General features: G+C 54.2%; 24 protein-coding genes. 18 read left to right on the forward strand and 6 right to left on the reverse strand.

Features of this window, described 5'->3' with window-relative positions; genetic code table 11:
- The first annotated feature begins 20 nt into the window (after nucleotides 1-20).
- From sad to ACMGG5_RS17765, 9 genes are all read left to right on the forward strand, one after another.
- Nucleotides 21-1,409 (forward strand): succinate-semialdehyde dehydrogenase, encoded by a 1,389-nt coding sequence (gene sad, locus ACMGG5_RS17725; RefSeq protein ID WP_370883651.1) that lies wholly within the window; start codon nucleotides 21-23, stop codon nucleotides 1,407-1,409.
- A 111-nt stretch (nucleotides 1,410-1,520) separates the two neighbouring features.
- Nucleotides 1,521-3,110, forward strand: a complete 1,590-nt coding sequence (locus ACMGG5_RS17730; protein ID WP_420278273.1) for a methyl-accepting chemotaxis protein — start codon at nucleotides 1,521-1,523, stop codon at nucleotides 3,108-3,110.
- Nucleotides 3,111-3,172: 62 nt separating this feature from the next.
- Nucleotides 3,173-4,099 carry a glutaminase B gene (gene glsB, locus ACMGG5_RS17735; protein WP_024908464.1) on the forward strand — a complete coding sequence of 309 codons (927 nt, stop codon included), beginning with the start codon at nucleotides 3,173-3,175 and terminating at the stop codon, nucleotides 4,097-4,099.
- Entirely contained in the window at nucleotides 4,099-4,455 is a 357-nt protein-coding gene (locus ACMGG5_RS17740) for a DUF4186 domain-containing protein (RefSeq protein ID WP_061715147.1), read from the forward strand. Before glsB ends, ACMGG5_RS17740 begins: the two co-directional genes overlap by 1 nt.
- 113 nt (nucleotides 4,456-4,568) lie before the next feature.
- On the forward strand, nucleotides 4,569-6,008 hold the full coding sequence (locus ACMGG5_RS17745) for a GGDEF domain-containing protein (RefSeq protein WP_290092950.1): 1,440 nt from the start codon (nucleotides 4,569-4,571) through the stop codon (nucleotides 6,006-6,008).
- A 119-nt stretch (nucleotides 6,009-6,127) separates the two neighbouring features.
- Nucleotides 6,128-7,093 (forward strand): sensor domain-containing diguanylate cyclase, encoded by a 966-nt coding sequence (locus tag ACMGG5_RS17750; protein WP_061715145.1) that lies wholly within the window; start codon nucleotides 6,128-6,130, stop codon nucleotides 7,091-7,093.
- A gap of 82 nt (nucleotides 7,094-7,175) precedes the next feature.
- Nucleotides 7,176-7,703 carry a GNAT family N-acetyltransferase gene (locus ACMGG5_RS17755; protein WP_420278274.1) on the forward strand — a complete coding sequence of 176 codons (528 nt, stop codon included), beginning with the start codon at nucleotides 7,176-7,178 and terminating at the stop codon, nucleotides 7,701-7,703.
- Between the two features lie 118 nt (nucleotides 7,704-7,821).
- A complete protein-coding gene (locus ACMGG5_RS17760; protein ID WP_420278275.1) occupies nucleotides 7,822-9,273 on the forward strand; it encodes a tagaturonate reductase in 1,452 nt (483 codons plus the stop codon).
- A 199-nt stretch (nucleotides 9,274-9,472) separates the two neighbouring features.
- Entirely contained in the window at nucleotides 9,473-10,387 is a 915-nt protein-coding gene (locus ACMGG5_RS17765; RefSeq protein ID WP_048991640.1) for a bestrophin family protein, read from the forward strand.
- Here ACMGG5_RS17765 and ACMGG5_RS17770 read toward each other — a convergent pair.
- Entirely contained in the window at nucleotides 10,375-10,923 is a 549-nt protein-coding gene (locus ACMGG5_RS17770; RefSeq protein WP_048991639.1) for a GNAT family N-acetyltransferase, read from the reverse strand. The genes ACMGG5_RS17765 and ACMGG5_RS17770 overlap by 13 nt on opposite strands.
- Nucleotides 10,924-11,057: 134 nt before the next feature.
- On the opposite strand from ACMGG5_RS17770, the gene ACMGG5_RS17775 reads away from it, so the two are divergent.
- The 7 genes from ACMGG5_RS17775 to ACMGG5_RS17805 all read left to right on the forward strand — a co-directional run bounded on the left by ACMGG5_RS17775 (nucleotide 11,058) and on the right by ACMGG5_RS17805 (nucleotide 17,130).
- Nucleotides 11,058-11,645 carry a hypothetical protein gene (locus ACMGG5_RS17775; RefSeq protein WP_420278276.1) on the forward strand — a complete coding sequence of 196 codons (588 nt, stop codon included), beginning with the start codon at nucleotides 11,058-11,060 and terminating at the stop codon, nucleotides 11,643-11,645.
- 11 nt (nucleotides 11,646-11,656) lie between these two features.
- Nucleotides 11,657-12,130 (forward strand): GNAT family N-acetyltransferase, encoded by a 474-nt coding sequence (locus ACMGG5_RS17780; protein ID WP_420278277.1) that lies wholly within the window; start codon nucleotides 11,657-11,659, stop codon nucleotides 12,128-12,130.
- A 12-nt stretch (nucleotides 12,131-12,142) separates the two neighbouring features.
- Nucleotides 12,143-12,583 carry a GNAT family N-acetyltransferase gene (locus ACMGG5_RS17785; RefSeq protein WP_024908474.1) on the forward strand — a complete coding sequence of 147 codons (441 nt, stop codon included), beginning with the start codon at nucleotides 12,143-12,145 and terminating at the stop codon, nucleotides 12,581-12,583.
- 145 nt (nucleotides 12,584-12,728) lie between these two features.
- Entirely contained in the window at nucleotides 12,729-13,724 is a 996-nt protein-coding gene (locus ACMGG5_RS17790; protein WP_420278278.1) for an alpha/beta fold hydrolase, read from the forward strand.
- Nucleotides 13,725-13,768: 44 nt separating this feature from the next.
- The gene (locus ACMGG5_RS17795; protein WP_032647230.1) at nucleotides 13,769-14,509 is read left to right on the forward strand and encodes a response regulator; all 741 of its coding nucleotides are present in this window, start codon (nucleotides 13,769-13,771) and stop codon (nucleotides 14,507-14,509) included.
- Nucleotides 14,506-15,804, forward strand: coding sequence for an ATP-binding protein (locus ACMGG5_RS17800; protein ID WP_208762877.1), 1,299 nt, complete (start codon nucleotides 14,506-14,508; stop codon nucleotides 15,802-15,804). Before ACMGG5_RS17795 ends, ACMGG5_RS17800 begins: the two co-directional genes overlap by 4 nt.
- Nucleotides 15,805-15,939: 135 nt before the next feature.
- Nucleotides 15,940-17,130 (forward strand): cytochrome c biogenesis protein/redoxin, encoded by a 1,191-nt coding sequence (locus ACMGG5_RS17805; protein WP_370883646.1) that lies wholly within the window; start codon nucleotides 15,940-15,942, stop codon nucleotides 17,128-17,130.
- A 5-nt stretch (nucleotides 17,131-17,135) separates the two neighbouring features.
- Here the strand turns inward: ACMGG5_RS17805 and tam are convergent, their stop codons facing one another.
- Nucleotides 17,136-17,894: a trans-aconitate 2-methyltransferase gene (gene tam / locus ACMGG5_RS17810; protein ID WP_024908479.1), complete on the reverse strand. Its 759-nt coding sequence runs from the start codon at nucleotides 17,892-17,894 to the stop codon at nucleotides 17,136-17,138.
- 440 nt (nucleotides 17,895-18,334) lie between these two features.
- On the opposite strand from tam, the gene ACMGG5_RS17815 reads away from it, so the two are divergent.
- Entirely contained in the window at nucleotides 18,335-18,973 is a 639-nt protein-coding gene (locus tag ACMGG5_RS17815; protein ID WP_157189188.1) for an acyl-homoserine-lactone synthase, read from the forward strand.
- 14 nt (nucleotides 18,974-18,987) lie between these two features.
- Here ACMGG5_RS17815 and ACMGG5_RS17820 read toward each other — a convergent pair whose 3' ends face one another.
- Together ACMGG5_RS17820 and ACMGG5_RS17825 are read right to left on the reverse strand one after the other, a co-directional pair.
- On the reverse strand, nucleotides 18,988-19,680 hold the full coding sequence (locus tag ACMGG5_RS17820) for a helix-turn-helix transcriptional regulator (RefSeq protein WP_024908481.1): 693 nt from the start codon (nucleotides 19,678-19,680) through the stop codon (nucleotides 18,988-18,990).
- Between the two features lie 305 nt (nucleotides 19,681-19,985).
- On the reverse strand, nucleotides 19,986-20,570 hold the full coding sequence (locus tag ACMGG5_RS17825; protein ID WP_420278279.1) for an NUDIX domain-containing protein: 585 nt from the start codon (nucleotides 20,568-20,570) through the stop codon (nucleotides 19,986-19,988).
- Nucleotides 20,571-20,656: 86 nt separating this feature from the next.
- Between ACMGG5_RS17825 and ACMGG5_RS17830 the strand changes: the two genes are divergently transcribed.
- A complete protein-coding gene (locus tag ACMGG5_RS17830; RefSeq protein WP_024908483.1) occupies nucleotides 20,657-21,430 on the forward strand; it encodes a DeoR/GlpR family DNA-binding transcription regulator in 774 nt (257 codons plus the stop codon).
- A gap of 38 nt (nucleotides 21,431-21,468) precedes the next feature.
- On the opposite strand, the gene ACMGG5_RS17835 is transcribed toward ACMGG5_RS17830, so the two are convergent.
- Together ACMGG5_RS17835 and ACMGG5_RS17840 are read right to left on the reverse strand one after the other, a co-directional pair.
- Nucleotides 21,469-21,831: a DUF4406 domain-containing protein gene (locus tag ACMGG5_RS17835; RefSeq protein WP_024908484.1), complete on the reverse strand. Its 363-nt coding sequence runs from the start codon at nucleotides 21,829-21,831 to the stop codon at nucleotides 21,469-21,471.
- A gap of 137 nt (nucleotides 21,832-21,968) precedes the next feature.
- Nucleotides 21,969-22,328 (reverse strand): VOC family protein, encoded by a 360-nt coding sequence (locus tag ACMGG5_RS17840; RefSeq protein ID WP_420278280.1) that lies wholly within the window; start codon nucleotides 22,326-22,328, stop codon nucleotides 21,969-21,971.
- Between the last annotated feature and the right edge of the window lie 164 nt (nucleotides 22,329-22,492).

Genomic DNA, 22,492 nt, shown 5'->3' on the forward strand with positions numbered 1-22,492 from the left:
CGAAATGCGTGGAGAACATCATGAAATATTCATCTGCTACACATGCCCTCTCTGTTAACCCGGCAACGGGTGAAACCCTCGCTGCGTATCCCTGGGCGACGCCGGAAGAGGTTGAACGCGCGATTTCTCAGTCCGACGCGGGCTATCGCCAGTGGCGACGCGAAAGCGTGTCCCACCGGGCGCAGAAGCTGCGGGATCTCGGCGCCGCGCTGCGAAACCGCGCGGAAGAGATGGCGCAGATTATCTCCCGTGAAATGGGCAAGCCCATCCTGCAGGCGCGAGCGGAAGTGGCGAAGTCCGCCGGTCTGTGCGACTGGTATGCCGAGCACGGCCCGGCAATGCTGCGTGCGGAGCCGACGCTGGTGGAAAACCACAACGCGGTCATTGAATACCGTCCGCTGGGGCCGATTCTCGCGGTGATGCCATGGAACTTCCCGCTCTGGCAGGTGCTGCGCGGCGCGGTGCCGATTCTGCTGGCCGGTAACAGCTATCTGCTCAAACATGCGCCCAACGTGCTCGGCTCTGCGGATCTTATAGGGCAGATCTTTGCGGATGCGGGTTTCCCTGAAGGCGTGTTCGGCTGGGTGAACGCCACCAATGACGGCGTCAGCCAGGCGATTAACGATCGTCGTGTTGCTGCGGTGACCGTCACCGGCAGCGTGCGTGCCGGGGCCGCCATTGGTGCTCAGGCAGGAGCCGCGCTGAAAAAATGCGTTCTTGAACTGGGCGGCTCAGACCCGTTCATCGTTCTCAACGATGCCGACCTGGATCTTGCCGTGAAGGCGGCGGTAGCGGGGCGCTACCAGAATACCGGGCAGGTGTGCGCGGCGGCAAAACGCTTCATTGTGGAAGAGGGTATTGCGGATACCTTTACCCAACGCTTTGTTGATGCGGTTGCTGCCCTGAAGCTGGGCGCTCCGGACCAGGAAGAAAACTACCTGGGCCCGATGGCGCGTTTCGATCTGCGCGATGAACTGCATCAGCAGGTGCAGGCGACGCTGGCAGAAGGTGCAACGCTGCTGCTGGGCGGTGAGAAAATCAGCGGCGAGGGGAATTACTATGCGCCAACCGTGCTGGCGAATGTCACCCCGTCGATGACGGCGTTCCGCCAGGAGCTGTTTGGTCCGGTCGCGGCCATTACCGTCGCGAAAGACGCGGAGCATGCCCTGATGCTTGCCAACGACAGCGACTTTGGCCTGTCCGCCACCGTCTTTACCGCTGACGCAGCGCTTGCGGATAAATTCTCCCGCGAGCTGGAGTGCGGCGGCGTGTTTATCAACGGCTTTAGCGCCAGCGATGCGCGCGTGGCTTTTGGTGGCGTGAAGAAAAGCGGTTTCGGCCGCGAGCTTTCCCACTTTGGCTTGCACGAGTTCTGTAACGTGCAGACGGTGTGGAAGGATCGCGTGTAATCCTTAATTTCGGCCCTCGTCGTGAGGGCCGTTGTCATTATTCTGCCATGGTTCTGTCATTTTCATTTCGTAGACTCGCACGCGTCTAACGCCTTGTAAATGAAGCTAATTATGAACCTAACGCAAATTTTTCGCCGTATTGCGCAGCGTCTCACCCCTCGTCACTTTGGCCTGCTGACGGGTATCTTTTGCATTATTGGCCTTTTCTCCGCGCTGCAGCTCTCCTCGTCACTCCTGCTTAACGCCTCCCTGAACAACGCCCAGCGTAACGAGCAGCAAAACCTGCTGGCCTGGCAGCAGCAGAGCAAGCTGGATCTGGCCCGTGTTTCCCTGCTGGCGGCAAGCGATCTGCTTAACCGGTCCGGCGTCTGGTTTATGCAGGATAAAGAGACCGGCTCCGACGGAAGCTGGCATAGCCTGATGGACGATGCGCAAAAGGCGCTGACGGTTTCTCAGCAGGCGTGGAAGGCCTGGCTGGCGCTGAATCCGCCGAAAGATGACGCGCTGGTGAACAGCTATCAGCTTTTCTACGGTGCGATTAAAGAGCAGGCTGAAGGGCTTCTCAAGACCAACACCATCGACGCTTTTTTTGCCGTCCCGGCGCAGGCGTTTCAGACGGATTTTAACGATAACTATGCACGCTATCAGCAGGCAAGCGAGAAGCAGGCCATGCAGGGGCGTCAGAGCCTCATGGCGCAGCTCTCAGGATTGCAAACGTTGTTCCTGTTTGCGCCGGTGCTGTTAGTCGCTATCGCCGCTGTCGTCTGGTTCGGCATGTCCAGATGGGTGATTACGCCGCTGCGTCGGTTGATTGCGCATATCAACCGGCTGGCGGCAGGGGATCTCTCCGGCACGCCGCCGAACGTCATGCGCTTCAACCGGGAGATAGGGCAACTTAGCGACAGTATTGCCACGATGCAGCACGGTCTGCAGCAGCTGGTCACGCAGGTCAGCCATGCCACGGTGACCATGGTGGAGAACATTGGCTCACTGGCCCAGGGTAACCAGAAGCTGTATCAGCAGTCGGCACGCCAGGCGAAAGAGCTTGAGGATGTGACGGCGCATATCGCGGCGCTGGAAAACCATGTGGAAGGGAATACCGGCTATGCCAGACTCGCCAGCTCGCGGGCGGATGAAGCGCGTCAGGCCGCCGCGGGGGGAGACCAGATGATGTCGACCGTAAACGCGTCCATGCAGGCGATCGTCGACCGATCGTCCGAGATGCGCGGGATCGTGGCGATGATCGACAGCGTGGCGTTTCAGACCAACATCCTGGCGCTGAATGCGGCCATCGAGGCGGCCCATGCCGGAAACCAGGGGCGCGGGTTTGCCGTCGTCGCCCGGGAGGTTGGATTGCTGGCCAGAAAGAGCAGCCACTCGACGCAGACCATTCAGGAGCTGATCAACCGCTCGGTTCAGGGCATTGAAGACGGTTCCCGTGCCGTCACCCTGATGGAAGAGAATCTGCAGCAGGTCACCGGTCTGGTGGGCAATTTAAGCAGTTTGCTGAATGAGATCTCCACCGCCACCCTCAGTCAGGGAGAGAGTATTCACCAGATGACCCGTCAGCTTCAGGCACTGAACCAGGTCTCCCGTCAGACGGACCTGCTGGTCTCTGACGCCTCGGATGCTTCTGAACGTCTGCAAAAGCAATCCGATCTTTTATTGCAGGCCGTTTCGCGTTTTCGTCTTAGCGCCTGACGCAATACATAAGCCTCTGTTATACTCGCAGCCCGTTTTAGCCTGAGGGCAAGGAGCAAAGTGTGGCTGCGGTCATCCATAATGAGATGTTGGACGAGATTCTGGCGCAGGTTCGTCCGTTAATTGGAAAGGGGAAGGTTGCCGACTATATTCCGGCCCTTGCCTCGGTCAGCGGGAATAAGCTGGGCATTGCTATCTGTACTATCGACGGACAGCGATACCAGGCAGGGGATGCAACAGAACGTTTTTCCATTCAGTCCATTTCGAAAGTGCTCAGTCTGGTTGCGGCGATGCGCCAGTATGAAGAAGACGAGATCTGGCAGCGGGTGGGCAAAGATCCGTCCGGCCAGCCTTTTAACTCGCTGCTTCAGCTCGAGATAGAACAGGGTAAACCGCGAAATCCCTTTATCAACGCCGGGGCGCTGGTGGTCTGCGATATGCTGCAAAGCCGCCTCAGCGCACCACGTCAGCGAATGCTTGAGATTGTGCGTCAGCTCTCGGGCGTTGACGACATTACCTATGATACGGTTGTGGCACGCTCGGAGTTTGAACACTCTGCCCGTAACGCGGCTATCGCCTGGCTGATGAAATCCTTCGGTAATTTCCACAACGACGTGGCGACCGTCCTGCAAAACTACTTCCATTACTGCGCCCTGAAAATGAGCTGCGTTGAGTTGGCTCAGACGTTCCTGTTCCTTGCGCACCAGGGGCACGCGCCGCATCTCGATCAGGAAGTCGTTTCGCCGCTTCAGGCTCGTCAGGTTAACGCGCTAATGGCCACCAGCGGGATGTATCAAAACGCCGGCGAGTTTGCCTGGCGCGTTGGGCTTCCGGCTAAATCGGGCGTTGGCGGCGGGGTCGTGGCGATTGTGCCGCATGAAATGGCGATAGCCGTCTGGAGCCCGGAGCTGGATGAAACGGGAAATTCGCTCGCCGGCGTGGCGGTTCTGGAGAAACTGACCCAGCGTCTGGGACGTTCCGTATACTGATGTCCGATCTGGATCCTCTCTTTTCCCGTCTGGCGCGATCGACATTTCGCTCGCGCTTTCGTTTAGGCGATAAAGAACGACAGTACTGCTGGGACAAAGGCCCCGAAACCATTGACCAGCATGCCGCGGATTTTGTCGAAAAGCGCCTTGCGCCTGCACAACCCGCAAATGACGGTAAACAGACGCCTATGCGCGGTCACCCGGTGTTTATCGCCCAGCATGCCACCGCCACCTGTTGTCGGGGCTGCCTGGCAAAATGGCATAACATTCCACAGGGTGTAACGCTCACCGCGCCGCAAAAAAATTATATCGTCAGCGTTATCCATCACTGGCTGGTGCTGCAGATGAACGCCTAAATTTGACGAGTTATGCTCCAGTGGTATTTGTGTTATAGATGCATCCTAAGTTAGTCCCGATCATGCTGACGACCGCAATAATTGCCATAAGCTTTCATATGGAATGATATTTAATGCGTTCTGCTCTTACCGCTTTCAGGCCGTTCCAGCCTGACACGCCGCTGCGAAATGCATCGACGATCTTCATCCTCACCACCTTGTTCTACTTTGTGGGCGCGGAATTACGGCTCGTTGAGGCCCTGTCGCTGTTCTGGCCGCTGAATGGCGTCATGGCAGGGATCTTCGCCCGCTATGTCTACCTGAATCGCCTGCATTACTATGCGGTATGCTATGTCGCGATGCTGTTGTACGACGCGGTGACGACCAACTGGGGTATAGCCTCAGCGGTAATCAACCTGTCTAACATGATCTTTATTGTTGTCGTCGCCGTACTGGTTCAGCGCGACAAGCGGCTGATGAAGAAAACCCCCGATCCGCTTAACGCGCTACGCCTGTTTAACTACTGTCTGATTGCCGCGCTGCTTTGTGCCTTGCTCGGCGCGGCGGGGTCGGTCGGGATTGACAGTCACACCTTCTGGCCGCTGTTTGCCGACTGGTTTAGCGAGCAGTTCTCAACCGGCGTGCTTGTTGTGCCCTGTATGCTCACGATACGTATGCCCGGGCGTGATCTCAGGTTACGTCTGGAGCAGCTGCTGCCGGTGATGGCGCTGATCGTCTCGGTGGTCGCGTCGGTGGTGATTGGCGGAGCAGGGAGCCTCTCGTTTCCTCTGCCAGCGCTTATCTGGTGTGCGGTTCGTTACTCATTGCCTGCGACCTGTCTGCTGACGTTTATCACGGGTGCCACTGAAATCATTTTGGTCGCCAACTCGATTATTAACATTGCCGTGGCGACGCCGTTTACGACGCCAATGATGTTTTCAGCCCGGCTGGGTATCGCCACGATGGCGATCTGCCCGGTGATGGTCTCCGTCAGTATGGCGGCGATTAATTCCCTGATCCGCCAGGTTTCACTGAGGGCGGATTATGACTTTTTAACACACGTCTACTCGCGTTCCGGGCTTTATGAGGCGTTAAAGCATGAAGAGACGTACCGGCATACCCGTTTTTTGACCGTCATGCTGCTGGATATTGATTATTTCAAAAGCATTAATGATAACTACGGCCACGAGTGTGGAGATCGCGTGCTGGCGTCGTTTGCCCGACAGGTTCAGCAGGTCGTCGGCGAAGACGGTATGGTGGCGCGCATGGGCGGGGAAGAGTTCGCTGTGGTGGTTCATTCAGGCGACGCGCAGCACGGTTTTGAACTGGCTGAGCGTATCCGTTCCACCGTTGCCAGCCATCCTTTTACATGGCGTCACCAGACGCTCTTTCTGACGGTCAGTATTGGCCTCGGCAGTGGAAAGGCTGAGTCATGGCAGTTGACCGAGGTCTTCAACAAGCTCATGGCCGAAGCGGACGATCATCTCTATCGTTCAAAAAAAGCGGGTCGAAACCGTACCAGCGCCCGGGTGGCGGACGAGCAAATTGCCGCGCCCACCGGGAGTGAAACATAGCTGCGTTAATCGTCATAAGGCATTGACGTGAATAGTAAGCGACTTAACAGGCTGTCAGAACGCTGACAATGCCTCTGTTTAAGCTACGCTTTTAGTAACGCTTTACGTCAGGAGACATTATGAAAGCACCTGCAACCCCTGAAAATGAAACAGACAGACTCAACTCGCTACGAGAATCCGGTCTGCTTGAGATCGACAGTTCCCCGGCGTTTGACCGGTTAACGCGTCTGGCAAAACGCTTCTTCCAGGTGCCGCTGGCGATGGTCAATCTCATTGATGAGCATTCGCTAATCGTTAAGTCCGCTGATGGTCAGGCACCTGGCTCCGTTCCGCGTAACATCTCATTTTGTGGCCATACGATCCTCACCGAAGCGCCGCTGGTGGTAGGGGATATGCTTCAGGACGATCGTTTTGCGGATAACCCGCTGGTGGCCGGTGAACCTCGCGTGCGGTTTTACGCGGGCTTCCCGCTGCGCCTGCGTGACGGCGCAAGCGTTGGCTCGCTGTGCCTGATTGATTATGCTCCCCGGGAGTTTTCTGCCGCCGACCTCGCCGTCCTGGGAGATCTTGGCGCGCTGGCGGAAGATGAATTTGCTGCCATCAGCGCGGCGACCACGGATGAATTAACCGGGCTATTCAACCGTCGGGGCTTTAATCAACTCGTGCGCTTCACGCTTTCCGTTGCCCGGCGCCGGGCAGAGCCGCTGACGCTCGGCTGGCTGGATTTGGATCGCTTTAAGGAAATTAACGATCGCTTCGGGCATGAAGAGGGGGATAAGGCGCTGAATGCCATGGCGCAACTGATGCGTGCCTCTTTCCGCGAAGCGGATCTGCTGGTTCGTTTTGGCGGGGACGAGTTCGCCGTGCTGTTCGCGGATACGGATGAGCAGGGCGCCTGGATTGCCATGCAGTATCTCGTCGAGCAGGTAGAAAACTATAACGCCCGCAGGTTACACCCCTGGTCGCTTCACTTCTCATGGGGGCTAAGTGAATTCGATCATAACGGCAACGACCTGCAGCAGTGGTTAAAAGATGCCGATGAAAAGATGTATGCCATGAAGCAGCAGCGCCAGCGCGCCCGGTGACATAACAAAAGCCTATGTCCGATCCGTTTGCGTTAAGAAGATGTTAAATGCACAGTGATGGTATTCAACGTAAGGAAAAACAATGAATACCTCACTGCAAATCAAAAACCTCACCCGAGACGAAATTCTCACCCACCTTGATGCGCTGGCCGGGATCCTCGAAAACTGTGTGAACGGCGGGGCATCCGTCAGCTTTATGCTTCCCTTTAGCCTGGAGAGGGCCCGATCTTTCTGGCGCGGCATTGCTGAAAGCGCAGGGCGCAATGAGCGCCTCGTGCTGACCTGTATCGACCCGCAGGACGGCGTCATCGGAACGGTGCAGTTAATCACAGACCAGCCGGAAAACCAGCCGCATCGCGCCGATGTGGCGAAGCTGCTGGTTCACGAGAAAGCGCGCCGGAAAGGTGCCGCGATGGCATTGATGGAAGCGCTTGAAGCTGAGGCTCGGGCCAGGAACATTTCGGTTCTGGTACTTGATACCTCCACCGGCAGCGGCGCCGAGACGTTCTACCAGCGCGCCGGATGGCAAAAGGTGGGGGAGATCCCGCGCTATGCCCTTATGCCGGACGGCGCCATGACGGCCACGTCCGTGTTCTATAAGTTCTTATGATTATTTTGTACAACTACGCGACGTATTGATCAAAACAGGGTTCCCGGTCGTTAAGTTTTGATAAGTTATCGTACCAATCTTATCAGGCTGTATGACTAATCATAAAAGGAACCCCCTTGTGAACACGCTCAACCGTCGTGATTTTCCCGGTGCTCAATACCCAGAACGCATCATTCAGTTTGGTGAAGGCAATTTCCTGCGTGCGTTCGTCGACTGGCAAATTGACCTGTTAAATGAACATACCGATCTTAATGCCGGAGTGGTTATCGTCCGTCCTATTCAGAGTGACTTCCCGCCGTCGCTGAGCACTCAGGATGGTTTGTATACCACTATCATTCGCGGCCTGAACGAGCAGGGTGACGCGGTGAGTGAGAGCCGTCTTATCCGCTCGGTTAACCGTGAAATCAGCGTCTACGACGACTATGACGCCTTTCTGAAACTGGCACACAACCCGGATATGCGCTTTGTTTTCTCGAACACCACCGAAGCGGGTATTAGCTACCACGCGGGTGACAGATTCGACGATGCCCCTGCGGTGAGCTACCCGGCGAAGCTGACGCGACTGCTGTTTGAGCGCTTCAGCCATTTCAACGGTGCACCGGATAAAGGCTGGATTATCATTCCGTGCGAACTGATTGACTACAACGGTGATGCACTGCGTGAACTCGTCCTGCGCTATGCCCAGGAGTGGTCGCTGCCTGCGGCCTTTATCCGGTGGCTAAACGACGCCAACAGCTTCTGCTCGACGCTGGTTGATCGTATCGTGACCGGTTACCCGCGCGACGAAGCGGCTGTGCTTGAAGCTGAGCTGGGGTATCACGATGGGTTCCTTGACACGGCTGAACATTTCTATCTGTTCGTTATCCAGGGGCCGGCATCCCTTGCTCAGGATCTCCGTCTGGATAAGTACCCGTTAAATGTACTGATTGTCGACGACATCAGGCCCTACAAAGAGCGCAAAGTCGCCATCCTGAACGGGGCGCATACGGCGCTGGTGCCGGTCGCCTTCCAGGCCGGGCTGGATACGGTGGGCGAGGCGATGAATGATGCGGAGATCTGCGCGTTCGTCGAAAAAGCAATTTATCAGGAGATCATTCCGGTCCTCGATTTGCCGCGTAACGAGCTGGAATCTTTCGCCAGTGCGGTAACAGGGCGTTTTCGCAATCCCTATATCCGACACCAGTTGCTTTCCATTGCGCTCAACGGCATGACCAAATACCGCACCCGCATCCTGCCACAGCTACTGGCAGGGCAGAAGGCAACAGGGCAATTACCGGCACGTCTGACGTTTGCCTTAGCCGCGTTGATCGCGTTCTACCGCGCGGAGCGTAACGGGGAGAGCTATCCGGTGCAGGATGATGCGTGCTGGCTGGAACGCTATCAGCAGCTCTGGGCGCAGCACCGCGATCGGCAGTTGAGCACCCGTGAGCTGGTGCAGTCGGTGCTCAGCGCACGCGAACACTGGGAACAGGACTTGACGCAGGTAAGCGGTCTTGTCGACCAGGTCACGCTGGACCTTGATGCCATTCTGCTGAAGGGAATGCGCGCTGCGGTTAAACCGCTTTGCTAACGTTCACCCGGCTGCGGCCGGGTTTAAACACATTCCATTTTAGTTACAACATACTATGTGCTTTGTTTTTAAAAAACACATGCAGCACTGTGCGGATTTCGCTAATCAGGGGAGAAAATGCAATGTCCCGTTAACAAACTTGCAACGGTGACGGGGATCACGTTTAATAGCCTCGCTCTTTTCTTTCCTGAAACTCACTATGATCGTTCGTCCTAAACAGCACTGGCTACAACTGATTTTTGTCTGGCACGGTTCGGTACTGCCTAAGATCTATACCCGACTGCTGCTCAACTTCCTGCTTTCTATTGCCGTTATCCTGATGTTGCCGTGGTATACCTCACTGGGCATCAAATTTACCGTGGCGCCATTCAGCATTCTCGGCGTGGCGATCGCAATCTTTCTCGGTTTCAGAAACAACGCCTGTTATTCACGCTACGTTGAGGCTCGCCTGCTCTGGGGGCAGTTGATGATAGCGGCGCGCTCGCTGTTTCGCGAGGTAAAAAACACCTTGCCTGACGATAAGCATCTGGGCGAATTTGTCCGTCTGCAGATTGCTTTTGCTAACTGCCTGCGCATGACCCTGCGCCGGGAGCTGAACGCTGAGCAACTCTCTCGCTATCTTGCTCCGGATGATTTACGTCAGGTGATGAAAGCCAACTCACCGGCGAACCGTATTTTACTGATCATGGGGGAGTGGCTGGCCGTACGGCGGCGTAACGGGCAACTCTCAGACATTCTGTTTCACAGCCTGAACAATCGTCTGAACGATATGTCCATCGTCCTGTCCGGCTGTGAACGCATTGCGACCACGCCGGTACCGTTTGCCTATACGCTGATTTTGCACCGCACGGTGTATCTGTTCTGCATCATGCTGCCGTTCGCGCTGGTCGTGGACCTGCACTACATGACGCCCTTTGTCTCGGCGCTGATTTCATACACCTTTATCTCGCTGGACACCCTGGCGGAAGAGCTGGAAGACCCGTTCGGCACTGAGAATAACGATCTGCCGCTGGACGCCATCTGCAACATGATGGAACGCGATCTGCTGCAGATGAACGATGAAGAGAACATTCCGGAAAGGCTGATGCCGGATAAGCACTATCAGCTCACCTGACGGGCGTTCCACTCGTCGCGGGTGATCTCCCACAGCTCGGAGTCCAGCATCCCGCTAACGTAGGCTTTCTTCTCCGTCCTGATAAGCCGCATGCCGCTACTGTCCGAAATACGCCGGGAGCGGCTGTTGGCAGCGGCTTTCGGGGCGCGTAATACAGGTTTGTTTAGCGTATTGAACCAGTAATCCGTCGCGGCAATGCTGGCCTCGCGCATGTATCCCTGGCCCTGAAACTCCGGCGCGAGCCAGAACCCGCGGTTGTTATCCTCGACGTCGTACAGGCAAATAATGCCCATCAATTCATCCGGCACCTCACGTCGTCGGATGCTCCAGAACCAGGCAATCCCTTTCGCCACATCCGGCAGCGCCACGTTATTGACATAGTTTTCCGCGCCGTTATCCGGGTAGGGCCATGGCACGGAAGAGACCATATAGCGGACAATCTCCCAGCGCGGATAAAGCTTTTGTATCTGAGCCGCATCTTCGGCAACCAGCGGTTTTAGCAGTAAGCGTTCTGTCATGAGCGTCGGTATGGTCATCCGCGGATCTCCCTTTTTAGGCGTTATGCTTTTGTTTGCGTTCTGGTATTTTCATCTCTATCACATTTAGTTGAGGCGTGCTGGGTTCATTCCCTACCAGAAATGGGCATCATTTCTTTAATGGCGAAATTTTGATGAGCTTTTTGTCTCTTTTAACCGGACGGGTTTTCCAGGATCTCCTGCAGCATGGCAAAGAGATAGAGGAGGCTATTGCTCATCGTGATATCCATCTCTTGAATCATTCCACGCCCGAGCTGGAACGGTATTTTTCGCGTCCACTCAGCGAGCTTCCGCGTCAAAATCCTTATCCGGTAGCTATGCTGTTACCTCTGTTTTTAGTGGCGTTTGCGTTAAACCTTTTGCCTTTTCTCATCACGTTGCAGGGTTTGTCACCTTTGCATCATGCATTGAGCTTTTTCTTACCATCATTGACGATGACAGGCGCGCTCATTGTGACAAGCGTACTCCTGGCACGTGGTAAGACGTCGGGATTGTCGGGCTTTATGGCGTTGTTCATCATCCTGCTGATAACGACCCTCGTTCAGGTTCTACATATCCTGCTTTCTCATGATGGAAGCCTCTGGCCACTCGTCATTGCATCTTTCGCGCTGTTACTTTGTCGGGTGGTGATGAACAGCAGCGGCTTTGTGCTGTTTACGCTCTATTGTCGTACTCAGCGTCTTGCCAGGTCGGCACGGGGAATGCGGCTAAAAAGCCGTTAAAGGAGGAGGTTATGACATTACGAAAAGCCAGGCCACAGGAAGCCGAAACGCTCTGGAATATTCGCAATCAGGCGATTCTTCGTCACGGCTGTAAAACCAGTTACGACGCAGAGGTCATTGCGCGCTGGACGCCAGATCTCATGCCCGAACGCTTTCGGAAGATGATCATTGAATACCCTTTTTATGTGGTTGAAGATGAAAAGGGCGATGTTGCGGCAACCTGCTATCTCGATCTGGATACCCACTGTCTGGAGGCGATTTTCACCTTGCCTGCAGCCTCCGGAAAAGGCATGGCAACCCGGATTATTGAGGCGCTCAAACAGGAAGCCCGCAGCCGGGGGATAACCCGTCTGACGCTCGATGCGACGCCTAACGCCCAGTCGTTTTATCAGAAGCAGGGGTTTGTTACGCTGAGCGAAAGCTATCATCACTCGCGTATGGCGGGTGTCGATTTACGCTGTTTCGAAATGGCGATCAATTTGTAATGTGAGGAACACATGGCTGTCACGGTAAGACCTCTACGCGCAGACGACTATTCCCAATGGCGACCGCTGTGGGATGGTTACACCCATTTTTATGATTGCTACCTCGAGGAATCCGTCACCGCAGCGACGTGGGAAAGGGCGCTATCAGCGCATTCCCAGATGTTCTGCCGGGTAGTGGAGAAGGACGAAAAGGTCATCGGTTTCGCGATGTGCATTCTGCATGAAGGTACCTGGTCAACGGCCCCCATCTGCTACCTGGAAGATCTGTTTGTTGATGCCGACGAACGCGGAGCGGGTGCAGGTAAGGCGCTTATTGATGCTCTGATTGAGGAAGGCAAGCGCGAAGGGTGGTCGAAACTGTACTGGGTCACCCGGGAGAACAACCCGGCGCGTAAACTCTATGACAAATATGGCGAAGCTGACGATTACGTCCGCTACCGACTCTCCCTTTAAGGCGACAACGCCTGTGTTTGTATCACACTGTATCAGCGTCCCGGATACATACACAGGCTTGCAATAAACCCGCTTTCGCACATATCCGCTATACATTGCAGTGTTGTTATATCCCCGTGAATTGTACTCAACCGGAGATACCAACATGTTTAGCAAACTCGCGTACTCAACTCTTGCACTGACCGTTTCACTTGGCACCGTGATGTCCTGTCAGGCCGAAGTCACCGGCACAAACGTCGCCGCAGCCTTTGACCATCCCCAGCAAATCACTGCAGGCGATCTGAATGTCGGCTATGTCGACATTGGCCCGAAAGACGGTCAGCCGGTTATTTTACTGCACGGCTGGCCGTACGACATTCACAGCTATGCCGAGGTTGCACCCGCACTGGCGGCAAAAGGGTACCGGGTCATTGTGCCGTCTCTGCGCGGTTACGGCACCACGCGCTTCCTTTCAGCAAACACACCGCGCAACGGCCAGCCTTCGGCGATGGCGAAAGACATCGTCAACCTGATGGATGCACTGAATATCCGGCAGGCGGTGTTTGCAGGATATGACTGGGGCGCCCGGACGGCGGATATCGTTGCGGCGCTGTGGCCCGAGCGCGTGAAGTCACTCGTTTCAGTGAGCGGGTATCTCATCAGCAGCCAGCAGATTGGCAAACAGCCGTTGCCGCCAAAAGCGGAGCAGCAGTGGTGGTATCAGTTCTATTTCTCTACCGCGCGCGGTGCTGAAGGCTATGCCAAAAACACGCATGACTTCGCCCGTTTAATCTGGTCTCAGGCCTCACCTGACTGGAAATTTAGCGATGCGGTCTTTAACGCCAGCGCCAAATCACTCGATAACCCGGACCACGTCGCGGTGACGCTCAGTAATTATCGCTGGCGTTTAGGGCTGGAAAAAGGCGAGCGCAAATACGACCGCTACGAGCAAAAACTGGCTACGCTGCCGAATATCACCGTACCAACGATCACCATCGAAGGCGGCAACAACGGCGCGCCGCATCCGGCACCGCAGGCCTATGCAGCTAAATTTACCGGCAAATATGAGCACCGCACCTTCGGCTCAACCGTGGGGCACAACCCGCCTCAGGAAGATCCGCAGGATTTCGTCAAGGCAGTTATCGACGCGGATAAGCTGTGAAATGTGCTATTTTCAGTACGTTACCCTTCGGTCTGGAGAGTTTGGTGGAACATATTGACCACATCCTTGTCGTCGATGACGACAGGGATATTCGTGAACTGATTGTCGATTATCTCGGTAAGTCTGGCTATCGCGCGACGGGCGCGGCCAACGGCAAAGAGATGCGCAGCGTACTGGATAAACAGCATATCGACCTGGTGGTGCTGGACGTCATGATGCCCGGCGATGACGGTCTCACGCTATGCCGGCAGCTACGCAGCGGCAAACATAAAGATCTGCCCATCCTGATGCTGACGGCCCGCAATGAGGAGACGGACAGGATCCTGGGCCTGGAGATGGGCGCGGATGACTACGTGGTGAAGCCGTTTGTCGCCCGTGAGCTTCTGGCACGCATTAAAGCGATTTTACGGCGTTTTCGCACGATGCCGCCCAATCTACAGGTGACAGAAGCAGGGCGGCTGGTGATGTTCGGTGAATGGCAGCTCGATACCGTCGCCCGCCACTTAATCGACCCGGAAGGGGTGATTGTGGCGCTCAGCGGGGCGGAGTATCGTCTGCTGCGCGTTTTCCTTGACCATCCTCAGAGGGTTCTGACCCGCGATCAGCTGCTTAACCTGACGCAGGGGCGAGACGCCGAGCTGTTTGAACGTTCTGTCGACCTGCTGGTTAGCCGGGTTCGCCAGCGTCTCAATGAAGATGCCCGCACGCCCGCCTATATCAAAACCGTGCGCAGCGAAGGCTACGTCTTTACGATGCCGGTGACCATCAAAGAGGTTAACGAATGACGCTCTGGCCACGCTCGCTGCTGGCTCGTTTGCTGATCGTCGTGCTGCCCGGTTTGCTGCTGGCTAACGCCCTGAGCCTGACGCTGGTCATGATTGAACGCATGCACAGCGCCCGCACGGTGATGCTCGGTAATCTGGAAAACGACGTCGCAACCAGCGTCGCCATTTTAGACCGCTTACCGGCCAGCGAACGCGCCGCCTGGCTGCCGCGGCTTGAACGGGGTAACTATCGTTATATTCTGGGCACAGGGGAACCCGGCGCAGCGCCGACGGATAAGCGTTCGCAGGATGCTATCCGAACCTTAAAAGCGACGCTCGCGGCACAATATCCTCTCAGCTTCACCGCCGTTCCCGGCGCCATTTCACATATCCAGGCGCATCTCACGTTACGCGATGGCTCGCCGCTGACCATTGACCTCATCCCGCGCATGCCACCCGTCGCCAGCTGGTTACCCGTTGTGCTCATCCTGCAGCTGCTGCTCCTGGCGGCCTGCTCCTGGATCGCCGTGCGGCAGGTGGTTCGGCCTTTTTCACAATTTACCCGCGCGGTGGATTCACTTGATCCGGCGGCCAGCACGCCAATGACGGAGAAAGGGCCGCTGGAGCTGCAGCGCGCAGCCCATGCCTTCAACGCCATGCAGGCGCGCATTCAGTCTTATCTCAGGGAGCGCGCACAGATCCTGGCCTCTATTTCTCACGATCTCCAGACGCCCATTACCCGCATGAAGCTTCGTGTAGAAATGACGGAGCAGCCTGAACTGCGGGACAAACTCTTAAACGACCTTGATAATATGTCGCGTCTGGTGCGGGAGGGCATTGCGTATGCCCGGTCATCAGAATCACTGGAAGAGACGTCGCTGAAGCTGGAATTGAACGCCTGGGTCAACAGCATCGCCAGCGATTATCAGGACATTGGTAAAAACGTGCAGTTTCAGGCAAACGAAGTCCGTTTGCCGATCGTCACGCGTCCGCAGGCGCTTCGTAGAGTGATGTCTAACCTGCTGGATAATGCCCTGAAGTTCGGCGACTGTGCCGTCATTGCCATTGATGATTCGTCTGCCGAAGAGGTGGTGATTCACATTGTGGACGACGGACCGGGAATACCCGAAGCCGAGCTGGAGGCGGTTCTGCAACCGTTTTATCGTGTTGAAACCTCGCGTAACCGCGATACCGGCGGGACAGGACTCGGCCTGGCGATTGCCGCGCAGCTGACCGCACAGCTGGAAGGAAAGCTCAAACTGGCGAACCGAGCCGGTGGCGGACTGGACGTCTCCATTACGCTACCGCGTCGTTAATTGTACGGCTTTGTATCTCCTGGCCCGGATGATACAGAGCCAGACAAAAACCGCGCGTTTACACATATCCTGAACACATCAGGACGATGAAATAGCCTCACTGCAGTGTCGCAGGACATGTAATGTGAGGTCATTATGTTTCTGGTAATCGCTTTTCTGGGCGGGATGATAAGCCTGCTAAGCCCATGTACGCTCCCGGTTATTCCACTCCTGTTCGCCGGTTTCCAGGGGCAACGACGACATATTCTGGCCCTGCTCGCCGGGATGGTCGTGATGTTCACCCTGGTGGCGATGGTCATCACCGTCGCCAGCGAGTGGATAACAGCGGCAACCATTGTTGGGCGCTGGATCGCGCTCGTCATTCTGGCCATAGCCGCGCTGGCCTTAATTTTTCCGTCTTTCGCCCAGCGTATCGCGGGACCGGCCGTCAGCGCAGGAAATGTTCTCAACACCCGAAGCGGGCAAACGCGCGGAATGGCATCGGCTTTTCTGGCCGGGCTTGCGGTCGGGCTACTCTGGTCTCCCTGCGCGGGCCCCATCCTGGGCGCTATTTTCAGCATTAATATCGCGGGCCACTCGGCCATCGCCACGGGCGCACTGCTCGCTGCCTATGGCAGCGGATGCGCGCTAATGCTGGGCCTGCTCGTTATCGGCAGCCGCACGCTGATGACACCGTTAAGGGCAAAGTCTGCGCTGATGGCGAAGCTCCGGCAGGGGGCAGGAGTTGCAATGTTAGCGGCAGTTGTCCTGAACGCGACGGGGATGACCTCGCTGCTGAAAGGGGCTAACGGCGTCGCAGACCGTCTTGAGACCGCGCTCTTAAATCTGGCAAAACCCACAACCGCGCCGGTGAAGCTCCAGCCGGTGGCGATCGCTGAGCCCAGCAGCCAGCTGCCTTCGTTAAGCGGTGGAACAGGATGGATTAACGGTGACCCTGTCACGTCTGAATCCTTGCGAGGGAAGGTGGTGTTGATTGATTTCTGGACGTGGGATTGCATTAACTGCCAGCACACGCTCCCGCATGTGCGAGACTGGGCCACGAAGTATCAGTCGCAGGGCCTGGTGGTGATTGGGGTTCACACCCCAGAATACCCCTGGGAAAAACCGCTTTCGTCGGTACAAAAGGCAGTAACGAAATGGCAGTTGCCGTATCGGGTTGTGACGGATAACAACTATCAAATCTGGAATGCGTTCGGCAACCAGTACTGGCCAGCGCATTACTACTTTGATGCCAAAGGGCAGCTGCGCTATACCGCCTTTGGCGAGGGTGATTATGCGCAGCAGGAAAAGGTTATCCAGCAGTTGCTCAAAGAAGCCCGCTTATAATCGGATCAGGGCTGGCGTTGAGCCACGATAAACAACCGAGGAAAAGCCAGCAGTATCTGCCCGTTTTCCTGAAGCGGATACTGCTCTTCCAGCAGTTCATGGTAGCGTTTCAGGAAACGTTTCTGCTCGCTCTCGTTCAGTTCCTGGAGCCAGGGGCGCAGGCCGGTGGCGCTTACCCAGTCAATAATGGCCTGATGAGAGCTCATTTTGTGATAATAGGTTGTCCGCCAGATATCCACGTCACAGCCAGCCTCCGACAGAATATCGTAATAAGCATGTATACCCGGCAGAGGTTCGCGGCCACGGTCCGGGTAGTCTTGCTCCAGCGCCACTTCACGCATCGCCACATGGGTGGGTTCCAGCCAGTTATCAGGCATCTGGATCGCCAGCACGCCATTTAACTTAAGCAGGGAGACAAGATGAGGCAGGAGATCGTAATGGTCCGGAACCCATTGCAGCGACGCGTTGGCATAAATCAGGCTAAGCGGCTGGCCAGGCTTGTACTGACGGATATCGGCCTCAACAAAGTGGCAGTCAGGTAAGGCGGCGCGTGCTTCCTCGAGCATAGCAGGGGAGTTATCGACCCCGGTGATGTGCGCAGAAGGCCAGCGATGCTTCAACAGCGCCGTGCTGTTACCTGGCCCACAGCCCAGATCGGCGATAGTAGCGGCTTCATCAAGAGGAATTCTGGCGAGCAACTCGGCGGCTGGACGCGTTCTTTCTGCGCCAAATTGCAGGTAAAGAGAAGGGTTCCAGTCGGCCATCATCAATTCTCCGTCTTACATGATTCAGCAAGAATAGCACAGGCAGATACCTGCAAAGCGGTACCGGCCAGGGTTTTGGGCAGATGAAGTCAGTAGATTCTGTAAAATGAAGGGGAGGGTGGGAAAAATAAGCAATCGGAAATATTACCCCTTAAAAGATTAAGGGGCAATGTTTTTATTGTAATTACTTTATGATTATTGTTTTTTATTATTTTATCGGCAAAGTGCTTCTTATGCTCTGTACCCGAAACTTTAAATATTAGATAATCATCGATGGGTATATCCCTGGTGTTTCGTAGGTCTTTGACCTCCTGACCGCTTAGTTTTGCGAGAACTTCGTGGTCAGGTACTTTTTAAGTATAGGGAATATGCGGCACAATGAAAGCTGTCCTAAAAGACAGGTGATGATAGTTTCAGGTGTTATTATCAGGAACAAGAGCATGATTTCTGTCATTGAATTTTTTTTACACGACTACGATGATTTACCCCCAGCACTAGCGCACGAACTCTACCGACTCAGAAGAAAAACCTTTCGGGACCGACTCGACTGGAAAGTGGAATGCATCGAAGGGATGGAAAAGGATCAATTTGATTCCCATAACACGACATACTTACTGGGTATGTATGATGGACAGCTGTTATGCGGCGCGCGATTTATTAACTCAACGCAGCCGACAATGATAAGCGAAATCTTTCATAATTATTTCGATAATCCCATTGTTTTTCCAGCCGATGTTCCCTGCTGTGAAGTGAGTCGTTTATTTTTAGATAAAGAAACACGAGACTCTGCAAGTTTGCAGGGCGTGCCCGCCAGTAAAGCATTGTTTCTTGCAATGAATATTTATTGCATTAAGAATAAATATCACGGAATGTACGCAGTAGCCAGTCGCGGTATGTATGCCATATTTCGGCATGCGAACTGGAAAGTTGAAGTTATTCAGCGCGGTGTTTCTGAAAAAGGGGAGGTTATTTACTATATTTATATGCCTGCCAGCACCCGCATTATTGAAGATATTATTAGTAAAGACAAATCCAGCCACTGGCTTCGCGAAATGCTCGGGCATTTACGCTATCTATAACCAGTGTCTGAGGGTCAGTCGTCCAGTAACCGGAGTTCTGTTCCAAGCTTTATTGCATGTCTGGCATTATTCACACCGAGTTTTTTCATTATATTGCCCATATGGAATTTAACGGTGCGTTCAGCAATAGATAAAATAACAGAAATTTCTGCATAGGTTTTTCCGGCGCTGACCCATTTGAGGATTTGTCGCTCACGTGGCGACAAGAACACATTCTTTTTCTGCTGATGCTGACTATACAGATTGAGTGTCTTCTGATGTAACTGAACAAGGAAGCGTAGAAATTGCGGCCGATATTTCTCTATGTCAATACCAGAATGCTTAGGACTGATGACGGATAAGACAACAAGATTATTCAGATAGTCATGTAGAGGAAAAGTCTGCCCCTGGTATATATCATACTGAACGCTTTCGTCGAAAATGCGTGTCAGGTTATAACCATCCGAAAGGACGACATCGCTTTCCCAGAAAAAGTCTTCAACACAGCGCAAAGCCCGAATAATGACAGGGTCAATGAACTGATATTTTCTTTCAAGGTAGATATTAAACCACTCAGGACTGTTATTGAGTATCCTCATCTGTGAAGGATCTTTCTTGTTCATAATAGCGTAGGCAAAGACGATCCCTTTGAAGTCCTCAAAAAACGCGTCCAGCTCACTCTGAATTAGCGTATTGATCGTTATGTCGTTGTAATATGTATCCTTCACGTGAGTTGCTGCCTCCTGTTCGAGTGGAGGAGCAAGTATAATATGCTTCGTTATCTGTAGCGAGTCGCATTTTAATCCAATCAACAGATAAGACAGGCTACCTCTGCAGGCAGCCTTGTGAACGTTTGGCATTTTTGAATGGTAAATGCAGATGACTCAGGGAAATGTTTATGATTTTATCGAATTTCGAAATCGTTCACTAAATATAGTAGGCTGCAAAATTTAGGAGGTTTCCCGCATTCCATCCGCGTAACGGACAAGCGCACCAACTCATGCGCCTTCAAATCAGGATTCAAACCAGTAGGTTAAAGAATACCTTTAAGGGCCACATGATAAAGCAGCATGATGGTTTTCCCGTCGACGATTTTACCCGTCTCAATGCCGCGTAATGCCTCTTCAAGCGTCATTTCCAGCACGTCGATATCTTCTCCTTCCGCCTTGATCCCACCGCCAGCGCCGGTTCTGTCTCTCGGCTGGTACTCGGCAAGGTAAAAATAGAGCTTTTCCGTAACGGAGCCCGGGCTCATATAGGCTTCGAAAATTTTCTGCACGCGTGAAACGTGAAATCCGGTCTCTTCTTCCGCTTCTGCTTTGATGCGGCTCTCGGGATCCATGTTGTCCAGCAATCCCGCAGCGGCTTCGATTAGATTGTCCTCATGGCCGTTGATAAAGACGGGGAAGCGGAACTGGCGAGTCAGGATCACCGTCTTTTTATCACGGTTGTAGAGCAAAATCGTCGCACCGTTGCCACGGTCGTAGACTTCCCGCTGCTGCCGCTGCCATTCGCCATCACGTCGCTGCAGGTCGAAGGTGTATTTTTTAAGGACGTACCAGTTATTTGACAGTGTTTCACTGTTAATGATGCGCACATCTGCACGTTTTGATTGCACGTTTGTTCCTCCTTACGTAGAGTAATTATCATAAACAGCATTATCGTGCATTTACAAGATAAAACATGCAACATCAGGAATTCATGATGCTCACCAGTCAACGAAAACAATTGATCCTCGAAAAGCTCGGCGCCGAAGGTCAGGTCCAGTCAAAAGCGCTCAGCATTCTCTTTGACGTCTCTGAAGACACCATCCGGCGCGATCTGCGCGAGCTGGCGGCAGAAGGGCGTTTGCAGCGGGTTCACGGTGGCGCGCTTCCAGCATCTTCCGCGATTGCTCCGTTTGCTGAACGGCAATCCGTGAAAATGGATGCGAAAAAAAGGGTGGCCCGCAAAGGCGCGCAGCTGATTTCATCAGGCCAGGTGGTGATCGTCGATGGTGGCACGACAACGTCGGAGCTGATTACGTTTCTCCCTCCCGAGCTTCGTATCACTGTGGTGACGCACAGCCCGAGCATTGCCCTGGGGCTTGTCGATCATCCGTCCATTGAGGTGATTCTGATCGGCGGTCGCTTGTATAAACACTCTATCGTTGCGGTCGGCGCTGCGGCCATCGAAGGCATCGAAAATATTCATGCAGACCTGTTCTTTATGGGCGTGACCGGGATCCATCCTGAAGCTGGATTAACGACCGGTGATTTCGAAGAGGCGTGCATCAAACGTGCATTTTCCGGCAGAGCCGCGGAGACTGTTGTTCTGGCTTCTCCGGAAAAGATCAACACAGCGTCTTCGTTTGTGATTGGTGATGTGTCATCGGTGAATACCATCGTCGTGGAAGACAATACCGATAAGGACTGGATCCGCGCAGTATCAGAAAAGGGGGTATCCGTCGTGTTAACCTCAGATTGTGATACCGTCTGACAGCCAGCCTGAGAGCATAGCCTGGCTGTCGGTTTTCCTTAAGCCTCAGGAATGTCCTCAAGCGCGGTATAAACCCTGAGGCCGTATTTTCTGGCGACCTCAATGTCCATATCGGCACCTTTAGATGCACCGGCGATACGATAAATTGCATCGCATTTAGCTATGAGCCGGTGAGCAACGGGGTAGAGCATCGCTTCGCTGATTTCATCACCAACGGTTTTCGAGCCCGCGGCCTTTGCCAACGGCAAAGCAAGCCATTCACCGATGATCGGAATGTGACCACGCTGGTAAACGGCTAATGCTGCGCTTTCGAGACGCGCCAGATTCTCATCAATGCGCGCCTGAACGCCGTCGGTTCCGCTGCGGTAGGGGCCGGCAATTAGAATCAACTGTTGTGTCATAAATACCTCTGTCAGTGTTATTGCACGAAGTTGCACGATTACAGATCATACCATACGGGATTAATGTGGCTTAATGAAGCACTTTCGTGCATAATCGTGCAAATAGACGCATGACAGATATTTAATGACATCTGACGCTACAGACTCTGCGGCGCATGGCACACCGCCTCGATATTATGACCATCAGGCGAGATGACAAACGCGGCATAGTAATTTTCACCGTATGACCTCAACCCCGGCCCGCCGTTATCACGTCCGCCGGCGCGCAGTGCAGCATGGTAAAAATCATCAACCTGCTGGCGCGTATTGGCCACAAACGCCAGATGCAGAGGCGCGGGTTTGTCATTTGTATGGAAAAGGCAAAGTGAAACATCGCCGGAACTCATTTCTACACCATACTCCGGCGTGCCTTCATCGATGAGTTCAACACCAAGCGGGCGAAGCGCCTCGAGGAAGAAGGTTTTACTTTTTTCATAATCGCTGACGCCGAATTTCACATGATCAAACCAGACAGGCCTGTAAAACGGTGTTTGATTTTCTTGCAGAGGGTTTACAGGCTTATATCAACAGGGCAAAACGGTAAGTAAACCTGGGAAGAACAGTACCGTTAAGCTGGCATGCGCTGGACGCGCTGTGAGATAGCCGGCGTAGACGCTTTCAG

Source organism: Enterobacter sp. BNK-34 (assembly GCF_048684445.1).
Taxonomy (GTDB): domain Bacteria; phylum Pseudomonadota; class Gammaproteobacteria; order Enterobacterales; family Enterobacteriaceae; genus Enterobacter; species Enterobacter pseudoroggenkampii.

Bases quoted from the DNA above. Each gene is read 5' to 3' on its own strand.
- ACMGG5_RS17750 (WP_061715145.1), top strand. From the start codon at position 6,128: ATGAAAGCACCTGCAACCCCTGAAAATGAAACAGACAGACTCAACTCG.
- ACMGG5_RS17805 (WP_370883646.1), top strand. From the start codon at position 15,940: ATGTTTCTGGTAATCGCTTTTCTGGGCGGGATGATAAGCCTGCTAAGC.
- ACMGG5_RS17765 (WP_048991640.1), top strand. From the start codon at position 9,473: ATGATCGTTCGTCCTAAACAGCACTGGCTACAACTGATTTTTGTCTGG.
- ACMGG5_RS17755 (WP_420278274.1), top strand. From the start codon at position 7,176: ATGAATACCTCACTGCAAATCAAAAACCTCACCCGAGACGAAATTCTC.
- ACMGG5_RS17730 (WP_420278273.1), top strand. From the start codon at position 1,521: ATGAACCTAACGCAAATTTTTCGCCGTATTGCGCAGCGTCTCACCCCT.
- ACMGG5_RS17830 (WP_024908483.1), top strand. From the start codon at position 20,657: ATGCTCACCAGTCAACGAAAACAATTGATCCTCGAAAAGCTCGGCGCC.
- ACMGG5_RS17770 (WP_048991639.1), bottom strand. From the start codon at position 10,923: ATGACCATACCGACGCTCATGACAGAACGCTTACTGCTAAAACCGCTG.
- ACMGG5_RS17790 (WP_420278278.1), top strand. From the start codon at position 12,729: ATGTTTAGCAAACTCGCGTACTCAACTCTTGCACTGACCGTTTCACTT.
- sad (WP_370883651.1), top strand. From the start codon at position 21: ATGAAATATTCATCTGCTACACATGCCCTCTCTGTTAACCCGGCAACG.
- ACMGG5_RS17800 (WP_208762877.1), top strand. From the start codon at position 14,506: ATGACGCTCTGGCCACGCTCGCTGCTGGCTCGTTTGCTGATCGTCGTG.
- ACMGG5_RS17780 (WP_420278277.1), top strand. From the start codon at position 11,657: ATGACATTACGAAAAGCCAGGCCACAGGAAGCCGAAACGCTCTGGAAT.
- ACMGG5_RS17815 (WP_157189188.1), top strand. From the start codon at position 18,335: ATGATTTCTGTCATTGAATTTTTTTTACACGACTACGATGATTTACCC.
- ACMGG5_RS17745 (WP_290092950.1), top strand. From the start codon at position 4,569: ATGCGTTCTGCTCTTACCGCTTTCAGGCCGTTCCAGCCTGACACGCCG.
- ACMGG5_RS17785 (WP_024908474.1), top strand. From the start codon at position 12,143: ATGGCTGTCACGGTAAGACCTCTACGCGCAGACGACTATTCCCAATGG.
- ACMGG5_RS17835 (WP_024908484.1), bottom strand. From the start codon at position 21,831: ATGACACAACAGTTGATTCTAATTGCCGGCCCCTACCGCAGCGGAACC.
- tam (WP_024908479.1), bottom strand. From the start codon at position 17,894: ATGGCCGACTGGAACCCTTCTCTTTACCTGCAATTTGGCGCAGAAAGA.
- ACMGG5_RS17740 (WP_061715147.1), top strand. From the start codon at position 4,099: ATGTCCGATCTGGATCCTCTCTTTTCCCGTCTGGCGCGATCGACATTT.
- ACMGG5_RS17775 (WP_420278276.1), top strand. From the start codon at position 11,058: ATGAGCTTTTTGTCTCTTTTAACCGGACGGGTTTTCCAGGATCTCCTG.